Raw genomic sequence first — 20,214 nt, 5'->3', positions numbered from 1 at the left:
GTGCGGTCGCCGGCGGCCGACGGTGTTCGGCGCGGCGTGTGCGTCAGCTCTTCCTGCCCGCCGCCTGCGACTCGGACCCAGCCGCGTCCTTCACGTCGTCGGCCTCGCTGTCCGGCCCGGCACCGTCCCCCGGGTCCTTGCCGGCGTCGGCCTCGGCCTTCGCGGTGCCGGTGTCGCCGTCGTCCTTCGCGTCGGCCTTCGAGCCGTCCTCGGCGCCGGACGGGGACTCGCCGTCGGCGGACACGGCCTCCGGCTCCACGACCGTTTCGCGGCCCGGCCGCTTCTTCGCCGACACCACGATGTACACCACGGCGAGCAGGAACACGACCACCGCGGTCCAGTTGTTCAGCCGCAGGCCCAGGATGTGGTGGGCGTCGTCGACGCGGAGGTACTCGGTCCAGAAGCGCCCCGCGCAGTACGCGGCGACGTACAGGGCGAACGCCCGGCCATGGCCCAGCCGGAAGCGGCGGTCGGCCCAGATCACCAGCAGCGCGACACCGATGCACCACAGCGACTCGTACAGGAAGGTCGGGTGGTAGTAACCCGGCACCCGGCCGTCCGCGGCGGACGTGATGTGCAGCGCCCAGGGGAGGTCGGTCGACTTGCCGTACAGCTCCTGGTTGAACCAGTTTCCCCAGCGGCCGATCGCCTGGGCGAGGGCGATGCCGGGGGCGACGGCGTCGGCGTACGCGGGCATCGGGATGCCGCGGCGGCGGCAGCCGATCCACGCGCCCAGCGCGCCGAGCGCGATCGCACCCCAGATGCCGAGTCCGCCTTCCCAGACCTTGAAGGCGTCCACCCAGTCACGGCCCTCGCTGAAGTACAGCTCGTAGTCCGTGATGACGTGGTAGAGGCGGCCGCCGAGCAGGCCGAAGGGCACGGCCCAGACGGCGATGTCGGCCACCGTGCCGGCCCGTCCGCCCCGGGCGACCCAGCGCTTGTTGCCGAGCCAGACCGCGACGAAGACGCCGATGATGATGCAGAACGCGTAGCCGCGCAGCGGGACGGGGCCGAGGTACAGCACGCCGCGCGACGGGCTCGGAATGTAGGCAAGTTCCATGGCAAGGTCGACGCTACCCTGCCGCGCCGGGCCCACGACGGGCAGCCCGGCTACGGCTCCATAACGGGCCGGGGAGCTGGGCTCACCCCTGGTCTGCCTCCTCCACCATCTGCCGGAACTTCTCCGGTGTCATCGTCTGGTCCTGGTAGATGTTCTTGCCGTTGAGCATCACGGACGGCGTGCCGGTGAAACCGCCCTTCTGGAAGGCCTCGTTGGACTTGGCGACCCAGCTGTTGTGGGTGCCCTTCTCCACGCAGGTGCGGAAGGCGGGGGTGTCGAGGCCGTCGACCTTGCCGGCCAGTGCGATGAGTCTGCTGTTCTCCGCGAAGGCGTCGTCGGTCTCGGCGGGCTGGTTCTGGTAGAGAACGTCGTGGTACGCGGGGAACTTGCCGGCGTCCTGGGCGCAGGCCGCGGCGTTGGCCGCGTTGCGCGAGCCGGTGCCGCCCATGTTGCCGTCGATGAGGGTGGCCAGGTGGTACTCCACCTTCAGCTTCCCGGCGTCGGTCAGCTCGTGGATCGTCGAGCGGTATCTGTCCTCGAAGGACTTGCAGGCCGGGCAGCGGAAGTCCTCCCAGACCGTGAGCGTCGAGCCGGCGCCGTCCTTGCCGACCGGGAGGGCGAGGGCGTCCTCGCCCTGTGCGCCGGAGGGCGCGACGACCGGGCCCGCGCTGTCGCTGCCCTCGTCCTTGCCGGCGTTCGCCGCGAGGACGCCGATGACCGCCGCCAGGCCCAGCACGCACACGACGCTCGCGGCGACGATCAGCGTCCGGCGCCGCCGGTCCGCGGCCTTCTGCTTCTCGCGCTCGACCGCCAGCCGCTCCCTGGCGGTGCGCTTCCCTTCACGATTCTTCTCGCTCACACCCCCAGAACGAACCGGGGAGGCGCACCGCGCCTCCCCGGTCCCATGTCCACCCGTTCGGGTGAGCCGTACGGTGCGTACGGAGATGACCGCCCCGGCGGCCGTCGGCTACGCCTGCCCGCGCACGCCCTTGGCGAGATCGCCCGCGAGCGCGCGGACGGCGTCCAGGCCGGCCGCGTGGTCCGGCGCGTCCAGCATCCGCTTGACGAAGGCGGAACCGACGATCACACCGTCGGCGAAGCCGGCGACCTCGGCCGCCTGCTCGGCGTTGGAGACGCCGAGGCCGACGCAGACCGGCAGCTCGGTACCGGTGGCGCGGGTGCGTCCGACCAGGTCCTGGGCCTGCGCCCCGACGGACTCGCGGGTGCCGGTGACGCCCATCAGCGAGGCGGCGTAGACGAAGCCGCTGCCCGCCGCGGTGATCTGCGCGAGCCGCTCGTCCTTGCTGCTGGGGGCCACGACGAAGACCGTCGCGAGGTCGTGCTTCTCGGCGTGTTCCCTCCACAGCGCCGACTCCTGCACGGGCAGGTCGGGCAGGATGCACCCCGCGCCGCCCGCCTCGGCCAGCTCGGCGGTGAAGCGCTCGACGCCGTAGCGGTCGATGGGGTTCCAGTACGTCATGACGAGCACCGGCTTCCCGGTGGCCCGGTAGGCCTCGCGGACCGTGCGCATGACGTCGGCGATCCGCACGCCGCCGCGCAGGGCGATGTCGTCGGCGGTCTGGATGACCGGGCCGTCGAGGACGGGGTCGCTGTGCGGCAGACCCACCTCGACGATGTCGGCGCCGCCGTCCAGGACGGCCTTGATCGCCTCGATGCCGCCGTCGACGGTCGGGAACCCGGCCGGGAGGTAGGCGATGAGCGCGGAGCGGCCCTCGGCCCTGGCCGCGGCGAGGGTGTCGGACAGCAGGTGGATGGTGCCGCTCACTTGGCGTCCCCCTCGATCTCGGCGGTGCCGGTGGCGTCCTCGGCGACCTCGGCGTCGGTGTCGTACAGGCCGAAGTAGCGGGCGGCCGTGTCCATGTCCTTGTCACCGCGGCCGGACAGGTTGACCACGATCAGCCCGTCCTTGCCCAGCTCCCGGCCGACCTCCAGGGCGCCGGCCAGCGCGTGGGCGCTCTCGATGGCCGGGATGATGCCCTCGGTGCGCGACAGCAGGCGCAGGGCCTGCATGGCCGCGTCGTCGGTGACGGCGCGGTACTCGCCGCGGCCGGAGTCCTTCAGGTAGGAGTGCTCCGGGCCGATGCCCGGGTAGTCCAGACCGGCGGAGATGGAGTACGGCTCGGTGATCTGGCCCTCGTCGTCCTGGAGGACGTAGGAGCGGGAGCCGTGCAGGATGCCGGGCTCGCCGGCGGTGAGGGTCGCCGCGTGCTCGCCGGTCTCGACGCCGTGCCCGGCCGGTTCGCAGCCGATGAGGCGTACGCCGGTGTCGGGGATGAAGGCGTGGAAGAGGCCGATGGCGTTGGAGCCGCCGCCGACGCAGGCGACGGCCGCGTCGGGCAGGCGTCCGGCGCGCTCCAGGATCTGGCGGCGGGCCTCGACGCCGATCACGCGGTGGAAGTCGCGGACCATGGCCGGGAAGGGGTGCGGGCCGGCGACGGTGCCGAACAGGTAGTGGGTGCGGTCGACGTTGGCGACCCAGTCGCGGAAGGCCTCGTTGATGGCGTCCTTGAGCGTGCGGCTGCCGGACTTCACCGCGACGACCTCGGCGCCGAGCATGCGCATCCGGGCCACGTTCAGCGCCTGGCGCTGCGTGTCGATCTCGCCCATGTAGATGGTGCACTCGAGCCCGAAGAGGGCGCAGGCGGTGGCGGTGGCGACGCCGTGCTGGCCGGCGCCGGTCTCCGCGATCACGCGTGTCTTGCCCATGCGCCGGGTGAGCAGCGCCTGGCCGAGCACGTTGTTGATCTTGTGGGAGCCGGTGTGGTTGAGGTCCTCGCGCTTGAGGAAGACCCGGGCGCCGCCGGCGTGCTCGGCGAACCGGGGCACCTCGGTGAGGGAGCTGGGCCGGCCGGTGTAGTGCACCAGCAGGTCGTCGAGCTCACGGGCGAACTCGGGGTCGTGCTTCGCCTTGTCGTACTCGACGGCGACCTCGTCCACGGCGGCGACGAGGGCCTCCGGGATGAACTTGCCGCCGAAGGCGCCGAAGTAGCCTGCGGCGTCGGGGACCTGACCCTCGGGGTCGGGGATGAAGAACTCGCTGGGCATGCGGATACCTCACGGTGAGTTTGTGAAAGGACACGAGTCGCCGTGGGGGCAGGGCTTGTCGACCGGCTTCAGGCCGTGTGTGGCTGGTCGCGCTCGCGCGGCGGCAGCCGCACGTCGAACAGGGCCCCGCGCCCCTGAGGGGCGCGCTGCCATCGACGTCCGTTGACCTGTCCCGGTTCGTCACCGATGACGTACCGCACCCTGCGGCCGTGCACCCGCCGCGCGGGCGCGCGGCAGCCACGGGGACGGCAGCCGCGCGCGAGGCGGGCGTACCGGTCCGTGGCCGGGGCGGGGGGCGTCGGAGTCATCGGGCCAAGCCTAGCGGGGGATCAGCCGCGGCCGTGCCGGAGTGCGGGGTGCTCGCCCGCCGCCACCAGGTCGGCGACCGCGGTCTTCGGGTCGCGGCCGGTGACGAGGGACTCGCCGACCAGGACGGCGTCGGCGCCGGCGTTGGCGTAGGCGATGAGGTCGTGCGGGCCGCGCACGCCGGACTCGGCGACCTTGACGATGTGGTCCGGGATCTCGGGGGCGACGCGCTCGAACGTGCCCCGGTCGACCTCCAGCGTCTTCAGGTTGCGCGCGTTGACACCGATGATCTTCGCGCCGGCGTCCACCGCCCGCTCGACCTCGTCCTCGTCGTGGACCTCCACGAGCGGGGTGAGGCCGATGGAGACGGCACGCTCGATCAGCGACTCCAGGGCCGGCTGGTCGAGGGCCGCCACGATCAGCAGCGCGAGGTCGGCGCCGTAGGCACGGGCCTCCCACAGCTGGTACGAGGTGACGATGAAGTCCTTGCGCAGGACGGGGATGTCCACGCGCGCGCGGACCGCCTCGAGGTCGGCGAGGGAGCCGCCGAAGCGGCGCTGTTCGGTGAGGACGGAGATGACGGCCGCGCCGCCCGCCTCGTAGTCCGCGGCCAGCCCGGCCGGGTCGGCGATCGCGGCCAGCGCGCCCTTGGAGGGGCTGGAGCGCTTGACCTCGCAGATCACCTTGACGCCGTCGCCCTTCAGCGCGGCGACGCCGTCCTTGGCGGGGCGGGCCTTCGCCGCGCGCTCCTTGAGCTCGTCGAGGCTCACCCGCGCCTGCCGCTCCGCGAGGTCGGCACGGACTCCGTCGATGATCTCGTCGAGCACACTCACGCGAGCGGCCCCCTTCCAGACGGTTGACAGTTGCGGCGACCGGTGGAAACCGGTGGTCACTGCGATGGTATCCGGAGGAGGGCGAAGGCCTCGCATCCGGTTGACGCCGGTCCCACCTCGTGGACGCGGCGCCCGGGGGGTCACGGGTGCAGCCAGCCGCCGAACGGCAGGTTCCGGACCACCGTGAAGACCAGCAGCAACGCGCCCAGCGACCACAGGTGCACCGGCCGCGGGTCGAGGCGCGGCGGGCGTCCGCGGGCCGCGCGGACCACCCAGACGGTCCACAGCACGGCGAAGGCCACGTAGGCGGCGACGGCCGGTGCGTTGGCGTGCAGGGCGGTCACGACGTCGCCGTGCGCGAAGGCGTGCGCGCTGCGCAGACCGCCGCAGCCGGGGCAGTACAGGCCCGTGACGCTCAGCAGCGGGCAGACCGGGTAGTGGCCGGGTTCGTTGGGGTCGACGGCTCCGACGTACGCGAAGGCCCCGGCGACGGCCGCGAGGAGGCCCACGGGCACGGCGAGCCGTCCCAGGACGGTCCCCGGGGCGGGCGGTGTCACGCTCTGGCGGTCGGGGTGCACGTCTCGCATTGTGCCCCGCCCGGGGCCGCACGCGCGCGTGGGGCGGCCGGTGCGCACCTCGCGGGGTGCGCCGGCCGCCCCACGGGCGTGGTCGTACCGGGGCTCAGCCTTCGGCGGCCGCCGGCTCGCGCGTGGCCGTCACCCGGAGCGCCGCCTGCGCCTGCTTCGACTGGCCGAGGCCCATGGAGCTCATCACGCCGCCGACGACACCGCCGAGCACCACGATGACCATGCCGGCCCAGAAGCCGAGCGGCTCGGCCATGACCATGAACGCGCCCGCGACGCAGAAACCGATGAAGGCGATGATGGCACCGGTCCAGGCGGCCGGGGTGTGTCCGTGGCTGCTGCCCGCCATGACTTTGCTCCTCGTTGCTGTCTGTGTTGCGTACGTGTGTACGTGCGCGAGCCGGAGGCTCGTGGTCCATTGTCCCGTACGGGGGGCGCGTGCCGTGCCCGGGGTGGTGTCCCGGGGGCGTCTGATTCACCACACCGTCTGTTTCACCACATCGTCTGATGCACGACATCGTCCGATGCGCCACATCGGGTGCGGGGCCGGTCGGCGGAGGGTCAGGCCGGGTCCGGGCCCGTGGGGTCCTCTCCCCGGTCCAGCGCCTTCCACATCTCCTCGGGCCGGTCGGGGTCGACGGGCCGGGCCCGGCGCCGGGGGCGGGGGGCGCCGCCGCGCTCGTACCGGCCGGACATGGCGGGCCACAGCCGGCCGTAGCGCAGGGCGAGCAGGCCGGCCAGGAGGATCAGGACGCCGCCCACGGCGGCGGCGTACGGCCAGGCGGTGTGGGTGAGCGAGGCGACGGTGGCGGAGGTGTCGCCGGAGGCCTGGGCCGCCTTCTCGTCGAGCGCGGAGCTGTCGGACGCGCCGAGCACGGCGGCGGCGGCGATGCCCGCGCCGGAGAGTGCCAGCAGGCCGGAGACGGCGAGGCGGCCGGCCCTGCGGACGGCGAAGACGGCGACGAGCGCGGCGAGGCCCACTATGGCGAGCGCCGCGGGGACGCCGGTGACGTCGCTGCCCTTGGCGGTCAGGGGGAAGGCGCCGCCGGCCACCGTCGCCGTGCCCGCCGACCAGCGCTGCCGGGTGGAGAGCAGGGCCACGGCCGCGCCCAGCGCACCGCACAGCAGGGCGAGGGCGAGGCTCCGGCGGCCGGACCGGGCGGGGGCGGCGGCTTGGGCACGGGGGTGAGGTACAGCAGTCACGTACTCCACTATCGCCTGAACCCCGGGCGAACCGTCACCCGGGGTTCACGTGACGCGCGCCCCATCGCCCCGGGAACACCCCGCCCACCGGCGTCCCCGGAGCGCCCTACCGTCCCAGCCGGTTGGCGGTGTGCACCGCGCGCAGGACCGCCGCCGCCTTGTTGCGGCACTCCTGGTCCTCGGCGGCCGGGTCGGAGTCGGCGACGACGCCCGCGCCGGCCTGGACGTAGGCGGTGCCGTCGCGCAGCAGGGCGGTGCGGATGGCGATGGCGGTGTCGGAGTCGCCGGCGAAGTCCAGATAGCCCACGCAGCCGCCGTAGAGGCCGCGCCGGGACGGCTCCAGCTCGTCGATGATCTGCATGGCGCGCGGCTTCGGGGCGCCCGAGAGGGTGCCCGCGGGGAAGCAGGCGGTGAGGACGTCGAAGGCCGTGCGGCCCCGTGCGACCCGGCCGGTCACCGTGGAGACGATGTGCATGACGTGGGAGTACCGCTCGATGGACATGAAGTCGACGACCTCGACCGAGCCGGGTTCGCAGACCCGTCCGAGGTCGTTGCGGCCGAGGTCGACGAGCATGAGGTGCTCGGCACGCTCCTTGGGGTCGGCGAGCAGTTCGTCGGCGAGGGCCTGGTCCTCCCGCGGGGTCGCCCCGCGGTGCCGGGTCCCGGCGATGGGGTGGACCATGGCCCGCCCGTCCTCGACCTTGACCAGGGCCTCCGGGGAGGAGCCGACGACGTCGAAGCCGTCGAAGCGGAAGAGGTACATGTACGGGGAGGGGTTGGTGGCCCTGAGGACCCGGTAGACGTCCAGGGCACTCGCCGAGCACGGCGTCTCGAACCGCTGGGAGGGGACCACCTGGAAGGCCTCGCCCGCGCGGATGCGCTCCTTGATGTCCTCGACGGCCCTCTGGTAGTCGGGGCCGCCCCACAGGGCGGTGTAGTCGGGGAGTTCGGAGGGCGGCAGGACGGCGGGGGGCTGGGCGACCGGGCGGGAGAGGTCGGCCTCCATGGCGTCGAGGCGGGCGACCGCGTCCGCGTATGCCTCGTCGACGCCGGTGTCGAGGTCGTTGTGGTTGATCGCGTTGGCGATCAGCAGGACGGAGCCCTCCCAGTGGTCCATGACGGCGAGGTCGCTGGTGAGGAGCATGGTGAGCTCGGGCAGCCCCAGGTCGTCCCGTTCTCCGGGGCCGATCTTCTCCAGACGGCGCACGATGTCGTAGCCGAGGTAGCCGACCATGCCGCCGGTGAAGGGCGGCAGGCCCTCCTGGTGGGGGGTGTGCAGGGCCTCCAGGGTGGCGCGCAGGGCGACGAGGGGATCGCCGTCCGTGGGGACGCCGACGGGCGGGGCGCCGAGCCAGTGGGCCCGGCCGTCGCGGGCGGTGAGGGTGGCCGCGCTGCGGACGCCCACGAAGGAGTAGCGGGACCAGGTGCGGCCGTTCTCCGCGGACTCCAGCAGGAAGGTGCCGGGGCGCTCGGCGGCGAGCTTGCGGTAGAGCGCGACCGGGGTGTCGCCGTCGGCGAGCAGCTTGCGGGTGACGGGGATGACACGGCGGTCGCCGGCCAGCTTGCGGAACGTCTCGAGGTCCATGGCGGCTGACCTTACTGATCCGAGGCCGGTGCGCCGGAACCGGAACCGGTGCCCGCGTCGCCCGTGAGCACGTCGGCGTCGAAGCAGGTGCGGGCGCCGGTGTGGCAGGCGGCGCCGACCTGGTCGACCTTGACCAGCACGGTGTCGGCGTCGCAGTCGAGGGCGACGGACTTGACCCACTGGAAGTGGCCGGAGGTGTCGCCCTTGACCCAGTACTCGCCGCGGCTGCGCGACCAGTAGGTGCAGCGGCCGGTCGTCAGGGTGCGGTGCAGCGCCTCGTCGTCCATCCAGCCGAGCATGAGCACCTCACCGGTGTCGTACTGCTGGGCGATGGCGGGGACGAGCCCGTCGGGGCTGCGCTTGAGGCGCGCGGCGATCTCCGGGTCCAGGCTGCTGGGCGGGGGCGTGCTGGTCATGTGTGCCATTGTGCCGCGCGGCACCGACAGCGCCCGGGCCGTGTCCACTGTCCGGACCTCCTACGCGGTCGTAGGCTGACTGCATGTCGACTTTCGCAAAGCGTGAACGGCTTCTGCTCGCCGACCTCTTGGAGGCGCTGGGCCCCTACGCCCCGACCCTGTGCGAGGGCTGGCAGACCCGTGACCTCGCCGCGCACGTGGTGGTGCGCGAGCGCCGGCCGGACGCCGCCGGGGGGATGCTGATCAAGCAGCTCGCGTCCCGTCTGGACAGGGCGATGGAGGAGTTCACCGCCAAGCCGTACGAGGAGCTGATCCAGCTGATCCGTACCGGCCCGCCGCGGTTCTCGCCGTTCCAGCTCAAGCAGATCGACGAGGTGTCGAACACGGTCGAGTTCTACGTCCACACCGAGGACGTCCGGCGTGCCCAGCCGGGGTGGACGGCCCGCGAGCTGGATCCCGTCTTCCAGGACGCCCTGTGGTCCCGGCTGGAGCGCACGGCCCGGCTCATGGGCCGGAACACGTCGACCGGTCTGGTCCTGCGCCGCCCGGACGGGCGTACGGCGGTCGCCAACCGCGGCACGCCGGTGGTGACCGCGACGGGCGAGCCGTCGGAGCTGCTGCTGTTCCTGTACGGCCGGCACAGCGCCGCCCAGGTGGACCTGGCCGGCGACGCGGACGCCATCGAGAAGCTGAGCAGCGGCAAGCAGCTCGGGATCTGAGGGTGCCGGGCGGCCGGTGCGGGGACGTACGCGTCTCCCGCGCGCGCGGGCGGACGGACGACGGAGCCGGGCCCCGGTCACCGGGTGACCGGGGCCCGGTTCGGGTCCTCGTCGCGCCGGCGGGGTGTCACCGCACCGGGCGGCCCGCCTCCCGCAGCGTCTGCTTGACCTCGCCGATCCGCAGGTCCCCGAAGTGGAAGACGGAGGCGGCCAGGACGGCGTCCGCGCCCGCCTCGACGGCCGGCGGGAAGTCCGCGAGCCGGCCGGCGCCGCCGGAGGCGATCACCGGGACCGTCACGTGCCTGCGGACGGCGGTGATCATCTCCAGGTCGTAGCCGTCCTTGGTGCCGTCGGCGTCCATCGAGTTGAGCAGGATCTCGCCGGCGCCCAGTTCGGCCGCCCGGTGCGCCCATTCGACGGCGTCGATGCCGGTGCCGCGCCGGCCGCCGTGGGTGGTCACCTCGAAGGAGCCGGACGAGCCGGTGCGGGAAGGGATGCGCCGTGCGTCCACCGAGAGCACCAGCACCTGGCTGCCGAACCGCTCGGCGATCTCCTTGATCAGCTCCGGGCGGGCGATGGCGGCCGTGTTGACGCCCACCTTGTCGGCGCCGGCCCGCAGCAGCTTGTCGACGTCCTCGGGGGTGCGCACCCCGCCACCGACGGTGAGCGGGATGAACACCTGTTCGGCGGTGCGGCGGACCACGTCGTAGGTGGTCTCGCGGTTGCCCGACGAGGCGGTGATGTCCAGGAACGTCAGTTCGTCGGCGCCCTCGGCGTCGTACACCTTGGCCATCTCGACGGGGTCGCCCGCGTCCCGCAGGTTCTGGAAGTTGACGCCCTTGACGACCCGGCCGTTGTCCACGTCCAGGCAGGGGATGACTCGGACTGCCAGGCTCATGACTGCGCGGCTCCTTCTGAATGTCCTCTGTAAGCTTCGAGTTCCACCGAGACCAGGACGCGCGGATCGATGAACCCCTCCACGACCAGCAGGGTCGCGGCCGGGCGTACGGCGTCGAAGAACTCCTTGTGGGCCCGGCCCACCGCGTCGACGTCCCGCGAATGCGCCAGGTGCATCCGGGTCCTGATCACGGACCCGGGCCCCAGACCGAACTCGGCGATCGCCTCGAGCGCGCCGGTGAAGGCCACCCTGGCCTGTTCGTACGGGTCGCCCTCCCCGTACAGCACGTCGCCCCGGAAGGCCGTCGTGCCCGCCACCAGCACACGGTCGCCCGCCGCGACGGCGCGTGCGAAACCGAAGGTCTCTTCCCAGGGATTTCCGCTCTGCACGCGCCGCACGGCTTCGGACGTCATGACGACACAGCCTCCAGGGCCTCTTCCAGGGTGAACGCCTTCGCGTACAGCGCCTTGCCGACGATGGAACCCTCGACGCCGAGGGGCACCAGCGCGGCGATGGCGCGCAGGTCGTCGAGGGACGACACGCCGCCGGAGGCAACGACCGGGCGGTCGGTCGCCGCGCAGACGGTGCGCAGCAGCTCCAGGTTGGGGCCCTGGAGGGTGCCGTCCTTGGCGATGTCGGTCACCACGTAGCGGGCGCAGCCCTCCTTGTTCAGACGCTCCAGCGTCTCGTAGAGGTCGCCGCCGTCGCGGGTCCAGCCGCGGCCGCGCAGGGTGGTGCCGCGTACGTCGAGGCCTACGGCGATCTTGTCGCCGTGCTCGGCGATGACCTTGGCGACCCACTCCGGGGTCTCCAGGGCGGCCGTGCCGAGGTTGACCCGGGTGCAGCCGGTGGCCAGGGCCGCGGCGAGGGTGTCGTCGTCGCGGATGCCGCCGGACAGTTCGACCTTGATGTCCATCGCCCCGGCGACCTCGGCGATCAGCTGCCGGTTGTCGCCGGTGCCGAAGGCGGCGTCCAGGTCGACCAGGTGCAGCCATTCGGCGCCGGACCGCTGCCAGGCGAGGGCGGCCTCCAGCGGGGAGCCGTAGGAGGTCTCGGTGCCGGACTCGCCGTGCACGAGGCGGACGGCCTGGCCGTCGCGGACGTCGACGGCGGGGAGGAGTTCGAGCTTGCTCACAGGGTTCCGATCCAGTTGGTGAGGAGCTGGGCTCCGGCGTCGCCGGACTTCTCGGGGTGGAACTGCGTGGCCCACAGGGCGCCGTTCTCCACGGCGGCCACGAACGGCTTGCCGTGCGTCGACCAGGTCACCTTGGGGGCCCGGATCGCCGGGTTGTGCGACTCCAGGGACCAGTCGTGGACGGCGTAGGAGTGCACGAAGTAGAAGCGCGCGTCCGCGTCCAGACCGGCGAACAGCTCGGTGTCGGCCGGGGCCTCCACCGTGTTCCAGCCCATGTGCGGGACGATCTCGGCCTGGAGCGGCTCGACCGCGCCGGGCCACTCGTCGAGGCCCTCGGTCTCCATGCCGTGCTCGATACCGCGGGCGAAGAGGATCTGCATGCCGACGCAGATGCCCATCACCGGGCGGCCGCCGGACAGCCGCCGGTCGATGATCCAGTCGCCGCGCGCGTCGCGCAGGCCCTTCATGCAGGCGGCGAAAGCGCCGACGCCCGGCACCAGCAGGCCGTCGGCGTTCATCGCCCGGTCGAAGTCACGGGTGATCTCGACCTCGGCGCCGGTCCGCGCGAGGGCGCGCTCGGCGGAGCGGACGTTGCCGAAGCCGTAGTCGAAGACGACCACCTTCTTGTTCACGGCGCTCAACTCCACACCTCCAGCCGCATGACGCCCGCCACGAGACACATCGCGGCGGCGATCGAGAGCAGCACGATCAGGCTCTTGGGCATCTCCTGCTTGACGAAGGAGATGATGCCGCCGACCAGGAAGAGGCCGACGACGATCAGGATGGTCGACAGACCGTTCACAGGGCGCCCTTCGTGGAGGGCAGGATGCCCGCCGCGCGCGGGTCGCGCTCCGAGGCGTAGCGCAGGGCCCGGGCCAGCGCCTTGAACTGGCACTCCACGATGTGGTGCGCGTTGCGCCCGTAGGGCACGTGCACGTGCAGCGCGATCTGGGCCTGGGCGACGAAGGACTCCAGGATGTGCCGGGTCATCGTGGTGTCGTACTCGCCGATCATCGGCGCCATGTTCTCGGGCTCGGTGTGCACGAGGTACGGGCGGCCGGAGAGGTCGACGGTGACCTGGGCGAGGGACTCGTCCAGCGGGACCGTGCAGTTGCCGAAGCGGTAGATGCCCACCTTGTCGCCGAGGGCCTGCTTGAAGGCGGCGCCCAGGGCGAGGGCGGTGTCCTCGATGGTGTGGTGCGAGTCGATGTGCAGGTCGCCCTCGGTCTTCACGGTGAGGTCGAACAGGCCGTGCCGGCCGAGCTGGTCGAGCATGTGGTCGTAGAAGCCGACCCCGGTCGCCACGTCGACCTTGCCGGTGCCGTCGAGGTCGATCTCGACGAGGACCGAGGTCTCCTTGGTCACTCGCTCCACGCGTCCCACGCGGTTCATGCGCTCTGCTCCTTCGGGGGTGTGGGGGTGGCCCCCACAAGGCTCGTCAGTTCACGGACCGCGTCGAGGAACGCGTCGTTCTCTTCGGGGGTTCCGGCGGTGACCCGCAGCCACCCGGGCACGCCGTTGTCCCGGACCAGGACGCCCCGGTCGAGGATCTTCCGCCAGACGGCGTGCGCGTCGGCGAACCGGCCGAACTGCACGAAGTTGGCGTCCGAGGCGGTCACCTCGTAGCCCAGCGCGAGCAGTCCGGCCACCAGCCGGTCGCGCTCGGCCTTCAGCTGCTCGACGTACTTCAGCAGCGTGTCGGTGTGTTCCAGGGCGGCCAGCGCGGTCGCCTGGGTGACGGCCGACAGGTGGTACGGCAGCCGGACCAGCTGGACGGCGTCCACCACGGCCGGGTGCGCGGCGAGGTAGCCGAGGCGCAGGCCGGCCGCGCCGAAGGCCTTCGACATCGTCCGCGAGACGACGAGATTCGGCCGACCTTCGAGCAGCGGCAGCAGCGAGTCGCCGTGGCTGAACTCGATGTATGCCTCGTCCACGATCAGCATGGACGGCTTGGCGGCCTGGGCCGCCTCGTACAGCGCGACGACGGTCTCGCCGGGGACGGCGGTGCCGGTGGGGTTGTTGGGGGTGGTGACGAAGACGACGTCCGGGCGGTGCTCCGCGATCGCCTTCTCGGCCGCCGCGAGGTCGATGGTGAAGTCCTCGTGGCGCGGCCCGGAGATCCATCCGGTGCCGGTGCCGCGGGCGATGAGCCCGTGCATCGAGTAGGAGGGCTCGAAGCCGATGGCCGTGCGGCCCGGCCCGCCGAAGGTCTGCAGCAGCTGCTGGATGACCTCGTTGGAGCCGTTGGCCGCCCAGACGTTCGCGAGCCCGACCTCGTGGCCGGACGTGTCCGTCAGGTACCGGGCGAGCTGGGTGCGCAGCTCCACCGCGTCCCGGTCCGGGTAGCGGTTGAGGTTGCGGGCCGCCTCGCGCACCCGCTCCGCGATCCGCTCGACCAGCGGCTCGGGCAGCGGGTACGGGTTCTCGTTGGTGTTCAGCCGTACGGGGACGTCCAGCTGGGGCGCGCCGTAGGGGGACTTGCCGCGCAGCTCGTCCCGTACGGGGAGATCGTCGATTCCGAAGCTCACTTGCTCATCGATTCCGAAGCTCACTTGCTCGTCGGTACCTTCCACCCGAACCGTGCCTTGATCGCCGCGCCGTGCGCGGGCAGGTCCTCCGCCTCCGCCAGGGTCACCACGTGGTGCGCGACCTCGGCCAGCGCCTCCCGCGTGTAGTCCACGATGTGGATGCCGCGCAGGAAGGACTGGACGGACAGGCCGGAGGAGTGACAGGCGCAGCCGCCGGTGGGCAGGACGTGGTTGGACCCGGCCGCGTAGTCGCCCAGCGACACCGGCGCCCAGGGTCCGATGAAGACCGCGCCCGCGTTCTTCACCCGGTCGGCCACGGCCGCGGCGTCTGCCGTCTGGATCTCCAGGTGCTCGGCGCCGTAGGCGTCGACCACGCGCAGCCCCTCCTCGATGCCGTCGACGAGCACGATCGCGGACTGCTTGCCCTTGAGCGCCGGCACGATCCGGTCGTCGATGTGCTTGGTGGCCGCGACCTGCGGCTCCAGCTCCTTCTCGACCGCGTCCGCGAGCTCGGCGGAGTCGGTGACCAGGACGGCGGCGGCCAGCGGGTCGTGCTCGGCCTGGCTGATCAGGTCGGAGGCGACGTGCACCGGGTCGGCCGTGGCGTCGGCGAGGACCGCGATCTCGGTCGGGCCGGCCTCGGCGTCGATGCCGATCTTGCCGGTGAAGTAGCGCTTGGCGGCGGCGACCCAGATGTTGCCGGGGCCGGTGACCATGTTCGCGGGCGGGCAGGACTCGGTGCCGTACGCGAACATCGCCACGGCGGTGGCACCGCCGGCCGCGTAGACCTCGTCGACGCCGAGCAGGGCGCAGGCGGCGAGGATCGTCGGGTGCGGGAGGCCCCCGAACTCGGCCTGCGCCGGGGAGGCGAGGGCGATGGACTCGACACCGGCCTCCTGCGCCGGCACGACGTTCATGACGACGGAGGACGGGTAGACCGACCGGCCGCCCGGCGCGTACAGGCCGACACGCTCGACGGGCACCCACTTCTCGGTGACCGAGCCACCGGGCACGACCTGGGTCGTGTGGGTGGTACGGCGCTGCTCCCGGTGGACGAGGCGGGCGCGGCGGATGGACTCCTCGAGGGCGGCGCGCACGGCCGGGTCGAGTTCCTCCAGGGCGCGGGTGAGGGCCGCGGCGGGCACCCGGACCTGGTCGAGGCGGACGCCGTCGAACTTCTCGGCGAAGTCGATCAGCGCCGCGTCGCCCCGATGATGCACGGCCTCGCAGATCGGACGCACCTTCTCGAGGGCGGCCGAGACGTCGAAGTCGGCTCGGGGCAGCAGGTCGCGCAGGGCGGGTCCCTCGGGGAGGGCGTCGCCGCGCAGATCGATTCGGGAGATCACGTCGTCAATTCTCTCAGACCGGCATCGGAGGTCGGTCGCGCGTATCAGTGGCTGATACACACCGTGGCCGGATTCGGAAGATCCCCTTCACCGTTAGCGTTCGTGACGTCACCCGGCGGGCATGGAACGGCTGTGCGAAACCCGTGAGCCGACGGGCGGCAGGAGGGACGGAACAGCGTGACCGACGGGGCCGGTGTCCGCACCGGGGACGTGCCGGAGGATCTGACCGCCGCCGAGGCCGGCATGTGGCAGGCCTTCCGCAACGGCAGCGTGTACGACCTGAGCAGCGGGGACACGGTCGTCGACGACCCGCACGGCGGGCATCCCTGGGGCGCGGCGCGGACCGTGCGGGCCCGGATCGTGGCCTGGCTGCTGCTGGACGGACCGCCCGCGCTCGCGGGCCGGGTCTCCTCGCTCAAACTGGTCGGCGTGCAGATCAGCGGCACACTCGACGTGGCGGGCGGCACGGTGGTGCCGTACGTCGAGATGAAGCGCTGCCGGTTCGAGCAGGACGTGCTGCTGCCGGAAGCGCGGGTGACGACCCTGCGCATGGTGGACTGCTCGGTCCCGCGGCTGGAGGCGGCCCGGCTCCAGACGGAGGGCGACCTGCACCTGCCCCGCTGCCGCTTCCACAACGGCGTCCGGCTCACCGACGCGCACATCGGCACGGACCTGCTGCTCAACCAGGCGATCGTCTACCGGGACCGCACCGGCCGCTCGGTCTCCGCCGACGGCCTGACCGTCGGCCAGGACCTCCAGGCCGAGCTGCTCGAATCGCACGGCGAGCTGCGGCTGCGCAGCGCCAAGATCGGCGTGTCGCTGAGCCTGCGCGGGGCGCGGCTGGTCAACCCGTACACCCGGTTCGCGCTCAACGCGCCCCAGCTGACCGTCGAGCGCTGTCTGTACCTCACCCCGGCGGGCATCGGCGGCCACGCGCTGAGCGGCACGACACCCGCGCGCGGGACACGCGTCCAGCGCTTCGAGTGCCGGGGCGGGGTCCGGCTGGACGACGGGCGGTTCGGGGACGCCGTCGACCTGGAGCGGGCCCGGTTCGACCTCACCGACGAGCAGGAGCTGTCGCTGCGCCGGGTGCAGACCCCCGAGCTGCGCTTCCTCGGGGAGGCGCCGCGGCGCGGCAAGGTGGTGCTGTCGGGTGCGCGGGTGGTCAACCTGGTGGACCGGGCGAGCGCCTGGCCGGGGCCCGGCAACCTGCACATGGGCGGCTTCGGCTACGAGAACCTGGTGCCGCAGGGCCCGTTCCCGCTGGCGGAGCGGCTGGAGTGGGTGGCCGCCGCGACCGCCGAGTACAACCCGGAACCGTACGAGCGGCTGGCGGCGGTGCTGCGGACGGGCGGGGAGGACGAGGACGCCCGCGAGGTGCTGCTCGCCAAACAGCGCCGTCGCCGCGAGACCCTGCCGCCGGCCGCGAAGCTCTGGGGGTACGCGCAGGACTGGACGGTGGCCTACGGGTACCGCCCCGGCCGGGCCGCGGTGTGGATGGCGGTGCTGTGGGCGGCGGCTTCGCTGGCCTTCGCGCACGCCGACCATCCCCCCGTCAGCCGCGAGGGCCATCCGCCCTGGAACCCGGCACTCTTCGCCCTCGACCTGCTGCTGCCCGTCATCGACCTGGGGCAGGCCGGTCAGTGGCGGCTGCACGGCGGCTGGCAGTGGGTGCAGGCGGCGATGATCCTGCTGGGCTGGACCCTGGCGACGACGGTGGCGGCGGGGGCGACGCGGATGCTGCGGCGCGGCTGACCGAGGCTGAGCCGGTACCCCGTGGGCACCGGGCGGCGGGCCCTGCCCGTAGGTAGCGGAGCCACGGTCGGTGCACGGCGGGGAACATCAGCCGGTGAACAGTTGCCGAACAGTTACCTTTTACCTGTCCTTGACCTGGGGATGCACAACTTTCCACAGGTTCGCCTTACCCCCTGGCGCTCTGCCCGCCAGCGGCTTTTCAATGGCGAAACCATGGCTCTGCTGCCCCCCTTCCACCGCGCCTCCCGGACGGCCGCGTCCCGGTCGGCGCGGTCCGCCGCCCCCCACCCCGTCGCGGGGCTCCCGGCCGACGACGAGGTGCTCCTCGACGTGCCCGACGACCGGCTCGGACCCGCGCTGGTCGAGGCCGCGCGGGGCGGGTACCAGGCCGCCGCCGCCCTGCTCGCCGGCACCCGCGAGCGGGCCGAGTGGGAGTACCGCGACCGGTACGCCACCCGCCTGGCCGCCTTCGCCGACGCCCGCCCCGAGTGGTTCGAGCTGTGGCGCGCCGCCGCCCCGCGCGACCCGGACGTGCTGCTGGTCGCCGCCCAGCTCGCGGTGGACCGCGCCTGGCGCTCGCCCGCCCGGGCGGAGCTGCTGCGCGAGGTCAGCCCGCTGATCACGGCGGCCGCGCAGAGCGACATCGGCGACCCGGTGCCGTGGCGGATCGCCCTGGACCACGCGCGCGGGGCGAACGCCGGGCACAAGTACTTCGAGGAGCTGTGGGCGGCCGCGGTGCGCCGCGCCCCGCACCACTACGGCTGCCATGTCGCCGCCAAGCGCTACCTGGCCGAGTCCTGGCACGGCTCCCACCGCGAGTGCTTCGACTTCGCCGACCGCGCCGCGCAGGACGCGCCCGCGGGCTCCCTGGTGCAGGCGCTGCCGGTGCGGGCCGCCTTCGCCTACCTCACCGACGGCTGCGGGCCCCAGGTGCCGCGCGAGCGCCTGGAGGCGGCCGCCGACCGGGCCGCCGACCTCTCCGCCCGCTTCCCGGCCGCCGACCCCTGGCCGGCGGAGATCCGCAACCTGCTGACGTACGTCCTGGTCCGTCTCGACCGGCGCGACGACGCCCTCGCCCAACTGCGGCTGATCGGCCCGTACGCCACGTCCTTCCCCTGGGGACGGCTGTCCGACGACCCGCTGGGACACTTCCTGGCGGTGCGCGAGGGCGTGTGCTCGGGGGTGCCCTGGCAGGCCCTGGGGCATCCACGGAACGGGCACGGGGAACGGGCCCGCCCCGGGGACCACTAGGCTTCTGCGCCGTGACCACCGTCCGGCTGCCGCTCTTCCCCCTGAACACGGTGCTGTTCCCGGGGCTCGTGCTCCCGCTCAGCGTTTTCGAGGAGCGTTATCGCGCCCTGATGCGCGATCTGCTCAAGTCCCCCGAGGAGGAACCCCGCCGGTTCGCCGTCGTGGCGATCCGCGACGGCCACGAGGTGGCGCCCAGCGCACCGGGCATGCCCGATCCGACGGCGCTGCCCCGGCGGGGGCCGGCGGCCGGCTTCGGCGACGACCCGGCCAAGGCGTTCCACGGGTTCGGGTGCGTCGCCGACGCGGCGACGATCCGCGAGCGGTCCGACGGCACCTTCGAGGTGCTGGTGACCGGCACGACCCGGGTGCGGCTGCTGTCGGTGGACGCCTCCGGGCCGTATCTGACGGCGGAGCTGGAGGAGCTCCCGGAGGAGCCCGGCGACGAGGCGGGCGCGCTCGCGGAGGGCGTGCTGCGGGCTTTCCGCAAGTACCAGAAACGGCTGGCGGGCGCCCGGGAGCGGTCGCTGTCGACGGGGGCGGACCTCCCCGACGAGCCGTCGGTGGTCTCGTACCTGGTGGCGGCCGCGATGATGCTGGACACGCCGACCAAGCAGCGGCTGCTCCAGGCCCCGGACACCGCCTCCCGGCTGCGCGACGAGCTGAAACTCCTGCGCGCGGAGACGGCCATCCTCCGTAGCCTGCCCTCGCTGCCCGCGGCCGACCTCACCCGCGGGCCCACCAGTCTCAACTGACGTCACCACCAGAAGGCCCGCATGGCGAAGAAGTCGAAGAAGCAGCAGCAGTCCGGCGGCACGCCCGCCACGGTGGCCCTGACGGCCGCGGGCGTGGACTTCACGGTCCACGCCTACGACCACGACCCGAGCCACCCCTCCTACGGCGAGGAGGCGGCCGAGGCGATGGGCGTCTCCCCCGACCGGGTGTTCAAGACCCTCGTCGCGGACGTCGACGGCACCCTGACCGTGGCGGTGGTCCCGGTCGCCGGTTCCCTGGACCTGAAGGCCCTCGCGTCGGCGGTCGGCGGCAAGCGGGCGGCCATGGCCGACCCGACCCTCGCGGAACGCACCACCGGCTACGTCCGCGGGGGCATCTCACCGCTGGGCCAGCGCAAGAAGCTCCCCACGGTCCTCGACGACTCCGCGAGCGCGCACGCCACCATCTGCGTCTCGGCGGGCCGGCGCGGCCTGGAGGTCGAACTGTCCCCCACCGACCTGGCCGCCCTCACCGCAGCGGTCCTGGCCCCCGTCGGCCGCCCCTGACCCCCGGCCGACACCCGCCACCCGGCCCGCCCTTGGGCCGCCGACTGCGGCGCGGGGCCCGGCTGCGGCGCGGCCCGGCTGCGGCGCGGCCCGGCGCGGCCCGGCGCGGCGCGGGCCCGGCTCCGGCGCGAGGCCCGGCTCCGGCGCGAGGCCCGACTCCGGCGCGAGGCCCGACTCCGGCGCGAGGCCCGACTCCGGCGCGAGGCCCGACTCCGGCGCGAGGCCCGACTCCGGCGCGAGGCCCGACTCCGG

24 protein-coding genes are annotated in these 20,214 nt (G+C 73.1%); 5 read left to right on the top strand and 19 right to left on the bottom strand.

The annotated features are described in order from the left end of the window. Window positions 1-43: 43 nt before the first annotated feature. The 11 genes from lgt to hisI all read right to left on the bottom strand — a co-directional run bounded on the left by lgt (window position 44) and on the right by hisI (window position 9,053). Window positions 44-1,060, bottom strand: coding sequence for a prolipoprotein diacylglyceryl transferase (lgt, locus tag ACIP67_RS32525; RefSeq protein WP_401696572.1), 1,017 nt, complete (start codon window positions 1,058-1,060; stop codon window positions 44-46). Between the two features lie 82 nt (window positions 1,061-1,142). Then, window positions 1,143-1,919, bottom strand: a complete 777-nt coding sequence (locus ACIP67_RS32520) for a DsbA family protein (protein WP_401696571.1) — start codon at window positions 1,917-1,919, stop codon at window positions 1,143-1,145. A 108-nt stretch (window positions 1,920-2,027) separates the two neighbouring features. Further along, window positions 2,028-2,846, bottom strand: coding sequence for a tryptophan synthase subunit alpha (gene trpA, locus ACIP67_RS32515; protein ID WP_401696568.1), 819 nt, complete (start codon window positions 2,844-2,846; stop codon window positions 2,028-2,030). Further along, the gene (gene trpB / locus ACIP67_RS32510; RefSeq protein ID WP_401696567.1) at window positions 2,843-4,126 is read right to left on the bottom strand and encodes a tryptophan synthase subunit beta; all 1,284 of its coding nucleotides are present in this window, start codon (window positions 4,124-4,126) and stop codon (window positions 2,843-2,845) included. Before trpB ends, trpA begins: the two co-directional genes overlap by 4 nt. A gap of 68 nt (window positions 4,127-4,194) precedes the next feature. Beyond that, entirely contained in the window at window positions 4,195-4,434 is a 240-nt protein-coding gene (trpM, locus tag ACIP67_RS32505; RefSeq protein ID WP_401696566.1) for a tryptophan biosynthesis modulator TrpM, read from the bottom strand. A 21-nt stretch (window positions 4,435-4,455) separates the two neighbouring features. Further along, a complete protein-coding gene (trpC, locus tag ACIP67_RS32500) occupies window positions 4,456-5,265 on the bottom strand; it encodes an indole-3-glycerol phosphate synthase TrpC (RefSeq protein ID WP_401696564.1) in 810 nt (269 codons plus the stop codon). A gap of 140 nt (window positions 5,266-5,405) precedes the next feature. Continuing rightward, window positions 5,406-5,852 (bottom strand): DUF2752 domain-containing protein, encoded by a 447-nt coding sequence (locus ACIP67_RS32495; RefSeq protein WP_401696561.1) that lies wholly within the window; start codon window positions 5,850-5,852, stop codon window positions 5,406-5,408. Between the two features lie 94 nt (window positions 5,853-5,946). Then, window positions 5,947-6,198 (bottom strand): HGxxPAAW family protein, encoded by a 252-nt coding sequence (locus tag ACIP67_RS32490; protein ID WP_401696560.1) that lies wholly within the window; start codon window positions 6,196-6,198, stop codon window positions 5,947-5,949. A 212-nt stretch (window positions 6,199-6,410) separates the two neighbouring features. After that, complete coding sequence (locus ACIP67_RS32485) at window positions 6,411-7,061, bottom strand: TIGR02234 family membrane protein (RefSeq protein WP_401696559.1); 651 nt, start codon at window positions 7,059-7,061, stop codon at window positions 6,411-6,413. Between the two features lie 97 nt (window positions 7,062-7,158). Further along, the gene (locus ACIP67_RS32480; RefSeq protein ID WP_401696558.1) at window positions 7,159-8,637 is read right to left on the bottom strand and encodes an anthranilate synthase component I; all 1,479 of its coding nucleotides are present in this window, start codon (window positions 8,635-8,637) and stop codon (window positions 7,159-7,161) included. An 11-nt stretch (window positions 8,638-8,648) separates the two neighbouring features. Further along, a complete protein-coding gene (gene hisI / locus ACIP67_RS32475; protein ID WP_401696556.1) occupies window positions 8,649-9,053 on the bottom strand; it encodes a phosphoribosyl-AMP cyclohydrolase in 405 nt (134 codons plus the stop codon). Between the two features lie 83 nt (window positions 9,054-9,136). On the opposite strand from hisI, the gene ACIP67_RS32470 reads away from it, so the two are divergent. Next, window positions 9,137-9,772, top strand: coding sequence for a TIGR03085 family metal-binding protein (locus tag ACIP67_RS32470; protein WP_401696555.1), 636 nt, complete (start codon window positions 9,137-9,139; stop codon window positions 9,770-9,772). Window positions 9,773-9,899: 127 nt separating this feature from the next. Here ACIP67_RS32470 and hisF read toward each other — a convergent pair whose 3' ends face one another. The 8 genes from hisF to hisD are packed head-to-tail and all read right to left on the bottom strand — an operon-like array spanning window position 9,900 to window position 15,679. After that, complete coding sequence (hisF, locus tag ACIP67_RS32465; protein WP_401696553.1) at window positions 9,900-10,670, bottom strand: imidazole glycerol phosphate synthase subunit HisF; 771 nt, start codon at window positions 10,668-10,670, stop codon at window positions 9,900-9,902. Beyond that, a complete protein-coding gene (locus ACIP67_RS32460; RefSeq protein ID WP_401696550.1) occupies window positions 10,667-11,083 on the bottom strand; it encodes a RidA family protein in 417 nt (138 codons plus the stop codon). Before ACIP67_RS32460 ends, hisF begins: the two co-directional genes overlap by 4 nt. Further along, entirely contained in the window at window positions 11,080-11,805 is a 726-nt protein-coding gene (gene priA / locus ACIP67_RS32455) for a bifunctional 1-(5-phosphoribosyl)-5-((5-phosphoribosylamino)methylideneamino)imidazole-4-carboxamide isomerase/phosphoribosylanthranilate isomerase PriA (RefSeq protein WP_389511549.1), read from the bottom strand. Before priA ends, ACIP67_RS32460 begins: the two co-directional genes overlap by 4 nt. Next, on the bottom strand, window positions 11,802-12,446 hold the full coding sequence (hisH, locus tag ACIP67_RS32450) for an imidazole glycerol phosphate synthase subunit HisH (protein WP_401696549.1): 645 nt from the start codon (window positions 12,444-12,446) through the stop codon (window positions 11,802-11,804). Before hisH ends, priA begins: the two co-directional genes overlap by 4 nt. Further along, window positions 12,443-12,607, bottom strand: a complete 165-nt coding sequence (locus tag ACIP67_RS32445; RefSeq protein WP_385064226.1) for a hypothetical protein — start codon at window positions 12,605-12,607, stop codon at window positions 12,443-12,445. The genes hisH and ACIP67_RS32445 overlap by 4 nt, the downstream gene beginning before the upstream one ends. Continuing rightward, complete coding sequence (gene hisB, locus ACIP67_RS32440; protein ID WP_389511552.1) at window positions 12,604-13,197, bottom strand: imidazoleglycerol-phosphate dehydratase HisB; 594 nt, start codon at window positions 13,195-13,197, stop codon at window positions 12,604-12,606. The genes ACIP67_RS32445 and hisB overlap by 4 nt, the downstream gene beginning before the upstream one ends. Continuing rightward, window positions 13,194-14,333 (bottom strand): histidinol-phosphate transaminase, encoded by a 1,140-nt coding sequence (locus tag ACIP67_RS32435; protein ID WP_401696547.1) that lies wholly within the window; start codon window positions 14,331-14,333, stop codon window positions 13,194-13,196. Before ACIP67_RS32435 ends, hisB begins: the two co-directional genes overlap by 4 nt. 20 nt (window positions 14,334-14,353) lie before the next feature. Further along, complete coding sequence (gene hisD / locus ACIP67_RS32430; RefSeq protein ID WP_401696546.1) at window positions 14,354-15,679, bottom strand: histidinol dehydrogenase; 1,326 nt, start codon at window positions 15,677-15,679, stop codon at window positions 14,354-14,356. A gap of 177 nt (window positions 15,680-15,856) precedes the next feature. Here hisD and ACIP67_RS32425 point away from each other — a divergent pair, with 177 nt between their 5' ends. From ACIP67_RS32425 to ybaK, 4 genes are all read left to right on the top strand, one after another. Continuing rightward, entirely contained in the window at window positions 15,857-17,434 is a 1,578-nt protein-coding gene (locus tag ACIP67_RS32425) for an oxidoreductase (protein ID WP_401696545.1), read from the top strand. Between the two features lie 213 nt (window positions 17,435-17,647). After that, window positions 17,648-18,685, top strand: coding sequence for a hypothetical protein (locus tag ACIP67_RS32420; protein ID WP_401696544.1), 1,038 nt, complete (start codon window positions 17,648-17,650; stop codon window positions 18,683-18,685). 11 nt (window positions 18,686-18,696) lie between these two features. Next, window positions 18,697-19,437 (top strand): LON peptidase substrate-binding domain-containing protein, encoded by a 741-nt coding sequence (locus tag ACIP67_RS32415; RefSeq protein WP_401696543.1) that lies wholly within the window; start codon window positions 18,697-18,699, stop codon window positions 19,435-19,437. A 21-nt stretch (window positions 19,438-19,458) separates the two neighbouring features. Continuing rightward, complete coding sequence (gene ybaK / locus ACIP67_RS32410; RefSeq protein WP_401696542.1) at window positions 19,459-19,962, top strand: Cys-tRNA(Pro) deacylase; 504 nt, start codon at window positions 19,459-19,461, stop codon at window positions 19,960-19,962. Window positions 19,963-20,214 lie beyond the last annotated feature (252 nt).

Origin of the sequence: Streptomyces sp. NPDC088812, assembly GCF_044750285.1 — a bacterium.
GTDB lineage: Bacteria > Actinomycetota > Actinomycetes > Streptomycetales > Streptomycetaceae > Streptomyces.
Note: the sequence above shows the minus strand (reverse complement) of the source record. Positions and strands in the feature narration are given on the sequence as shown.

Coding starts and splice junctions, on each gene's coding strand:
- lgt (WP_401696572.1), bottom strand. CDS start 1,060: ATGGAACTTGCCTACATTCCGAGCCCGTCGCGCGGCGTGCTGTACCTC.
- trpB (WP_401696567.1), bottom strand. CDS start 4,126: ATGCCCAGCGAGTTCTTCATCCCCGACCCCGAGGGTCAGGTCCCCGAC.
- trpM (WP_401696566.1), bottom strand. CDS start 4,434: ATGACTCCGACGCCCCCCGCCCCGGCCACGGACCGGTACGCCCGCCTC.
- ACIP67_RS32495 (WP_401696561.1), bottom strand. CDS start 5,852: ATGCGAGACGTGCACCCCGACCGCCAGAGCGTGACACCGCCCGCCCCG.
- ACIP67_RS32490 (WP_401696560.1), bottom strand. CDS start 6,198: ATGGCGGGCAGCAGCCACGGACACACCCCGGCCGCCTGGACCGGTGCC.
- ACIP67_RS32480 (WP_401696558.1), bottom strand. CDS start 8,637: ATGGACCTCGAGACGTTCCGCAAGCTGGCCGGCGACCGCCGTGTCATC.
- hisI (WP_401696556.1), bottom strand. CDS start 9,053: ATGACCAGCACGCCCCCGCCCAGCAGCCTGGACCCGGAGATCGCCGCG.
- ACIP67_RS32470 (WP_401696555.1), top strand. CDS start 9,137: ATGTCGACTTTCGCAAAGCGTGAACGGCTTCTGCTCGCCGACCTCTTG.
- hisF (WP_401696553.1), bottom strand. CDS start 10,670: ATGAGCCTGGCAGTCCGAGTCATCCCCTGCCTGGACGTGGACAACGGC.
- ACIP67_RS32460 (WP_401696550.1), bottom strand. CDS start 11,083: ATGACGTCCGAAGCCGTGCGGCGCGTGCAGAGCGGAAATCCCTGGGAA.
- hisB (WP_389511552.1), bottom strand. CDS start 13,197: ATGAACCGCGTGGGACGCGTGGAGCGAGTGACCAAGGAGACCTCGGTC.
- ACIP67_RS32420 (WP_401696544.1), top strand. CDS start 17,648: ATGGCTCTGCTGCCCCCCTTCCACCGCGCCTCCCGGACGGCCGCGTCC.
- ybaK (WP_401696542.1), top strand. CDS start 19,459: ATGGCGAAGAAGTCGAAGAAGCAGCAGCAGTCCGGCGGCACGCCCGCC.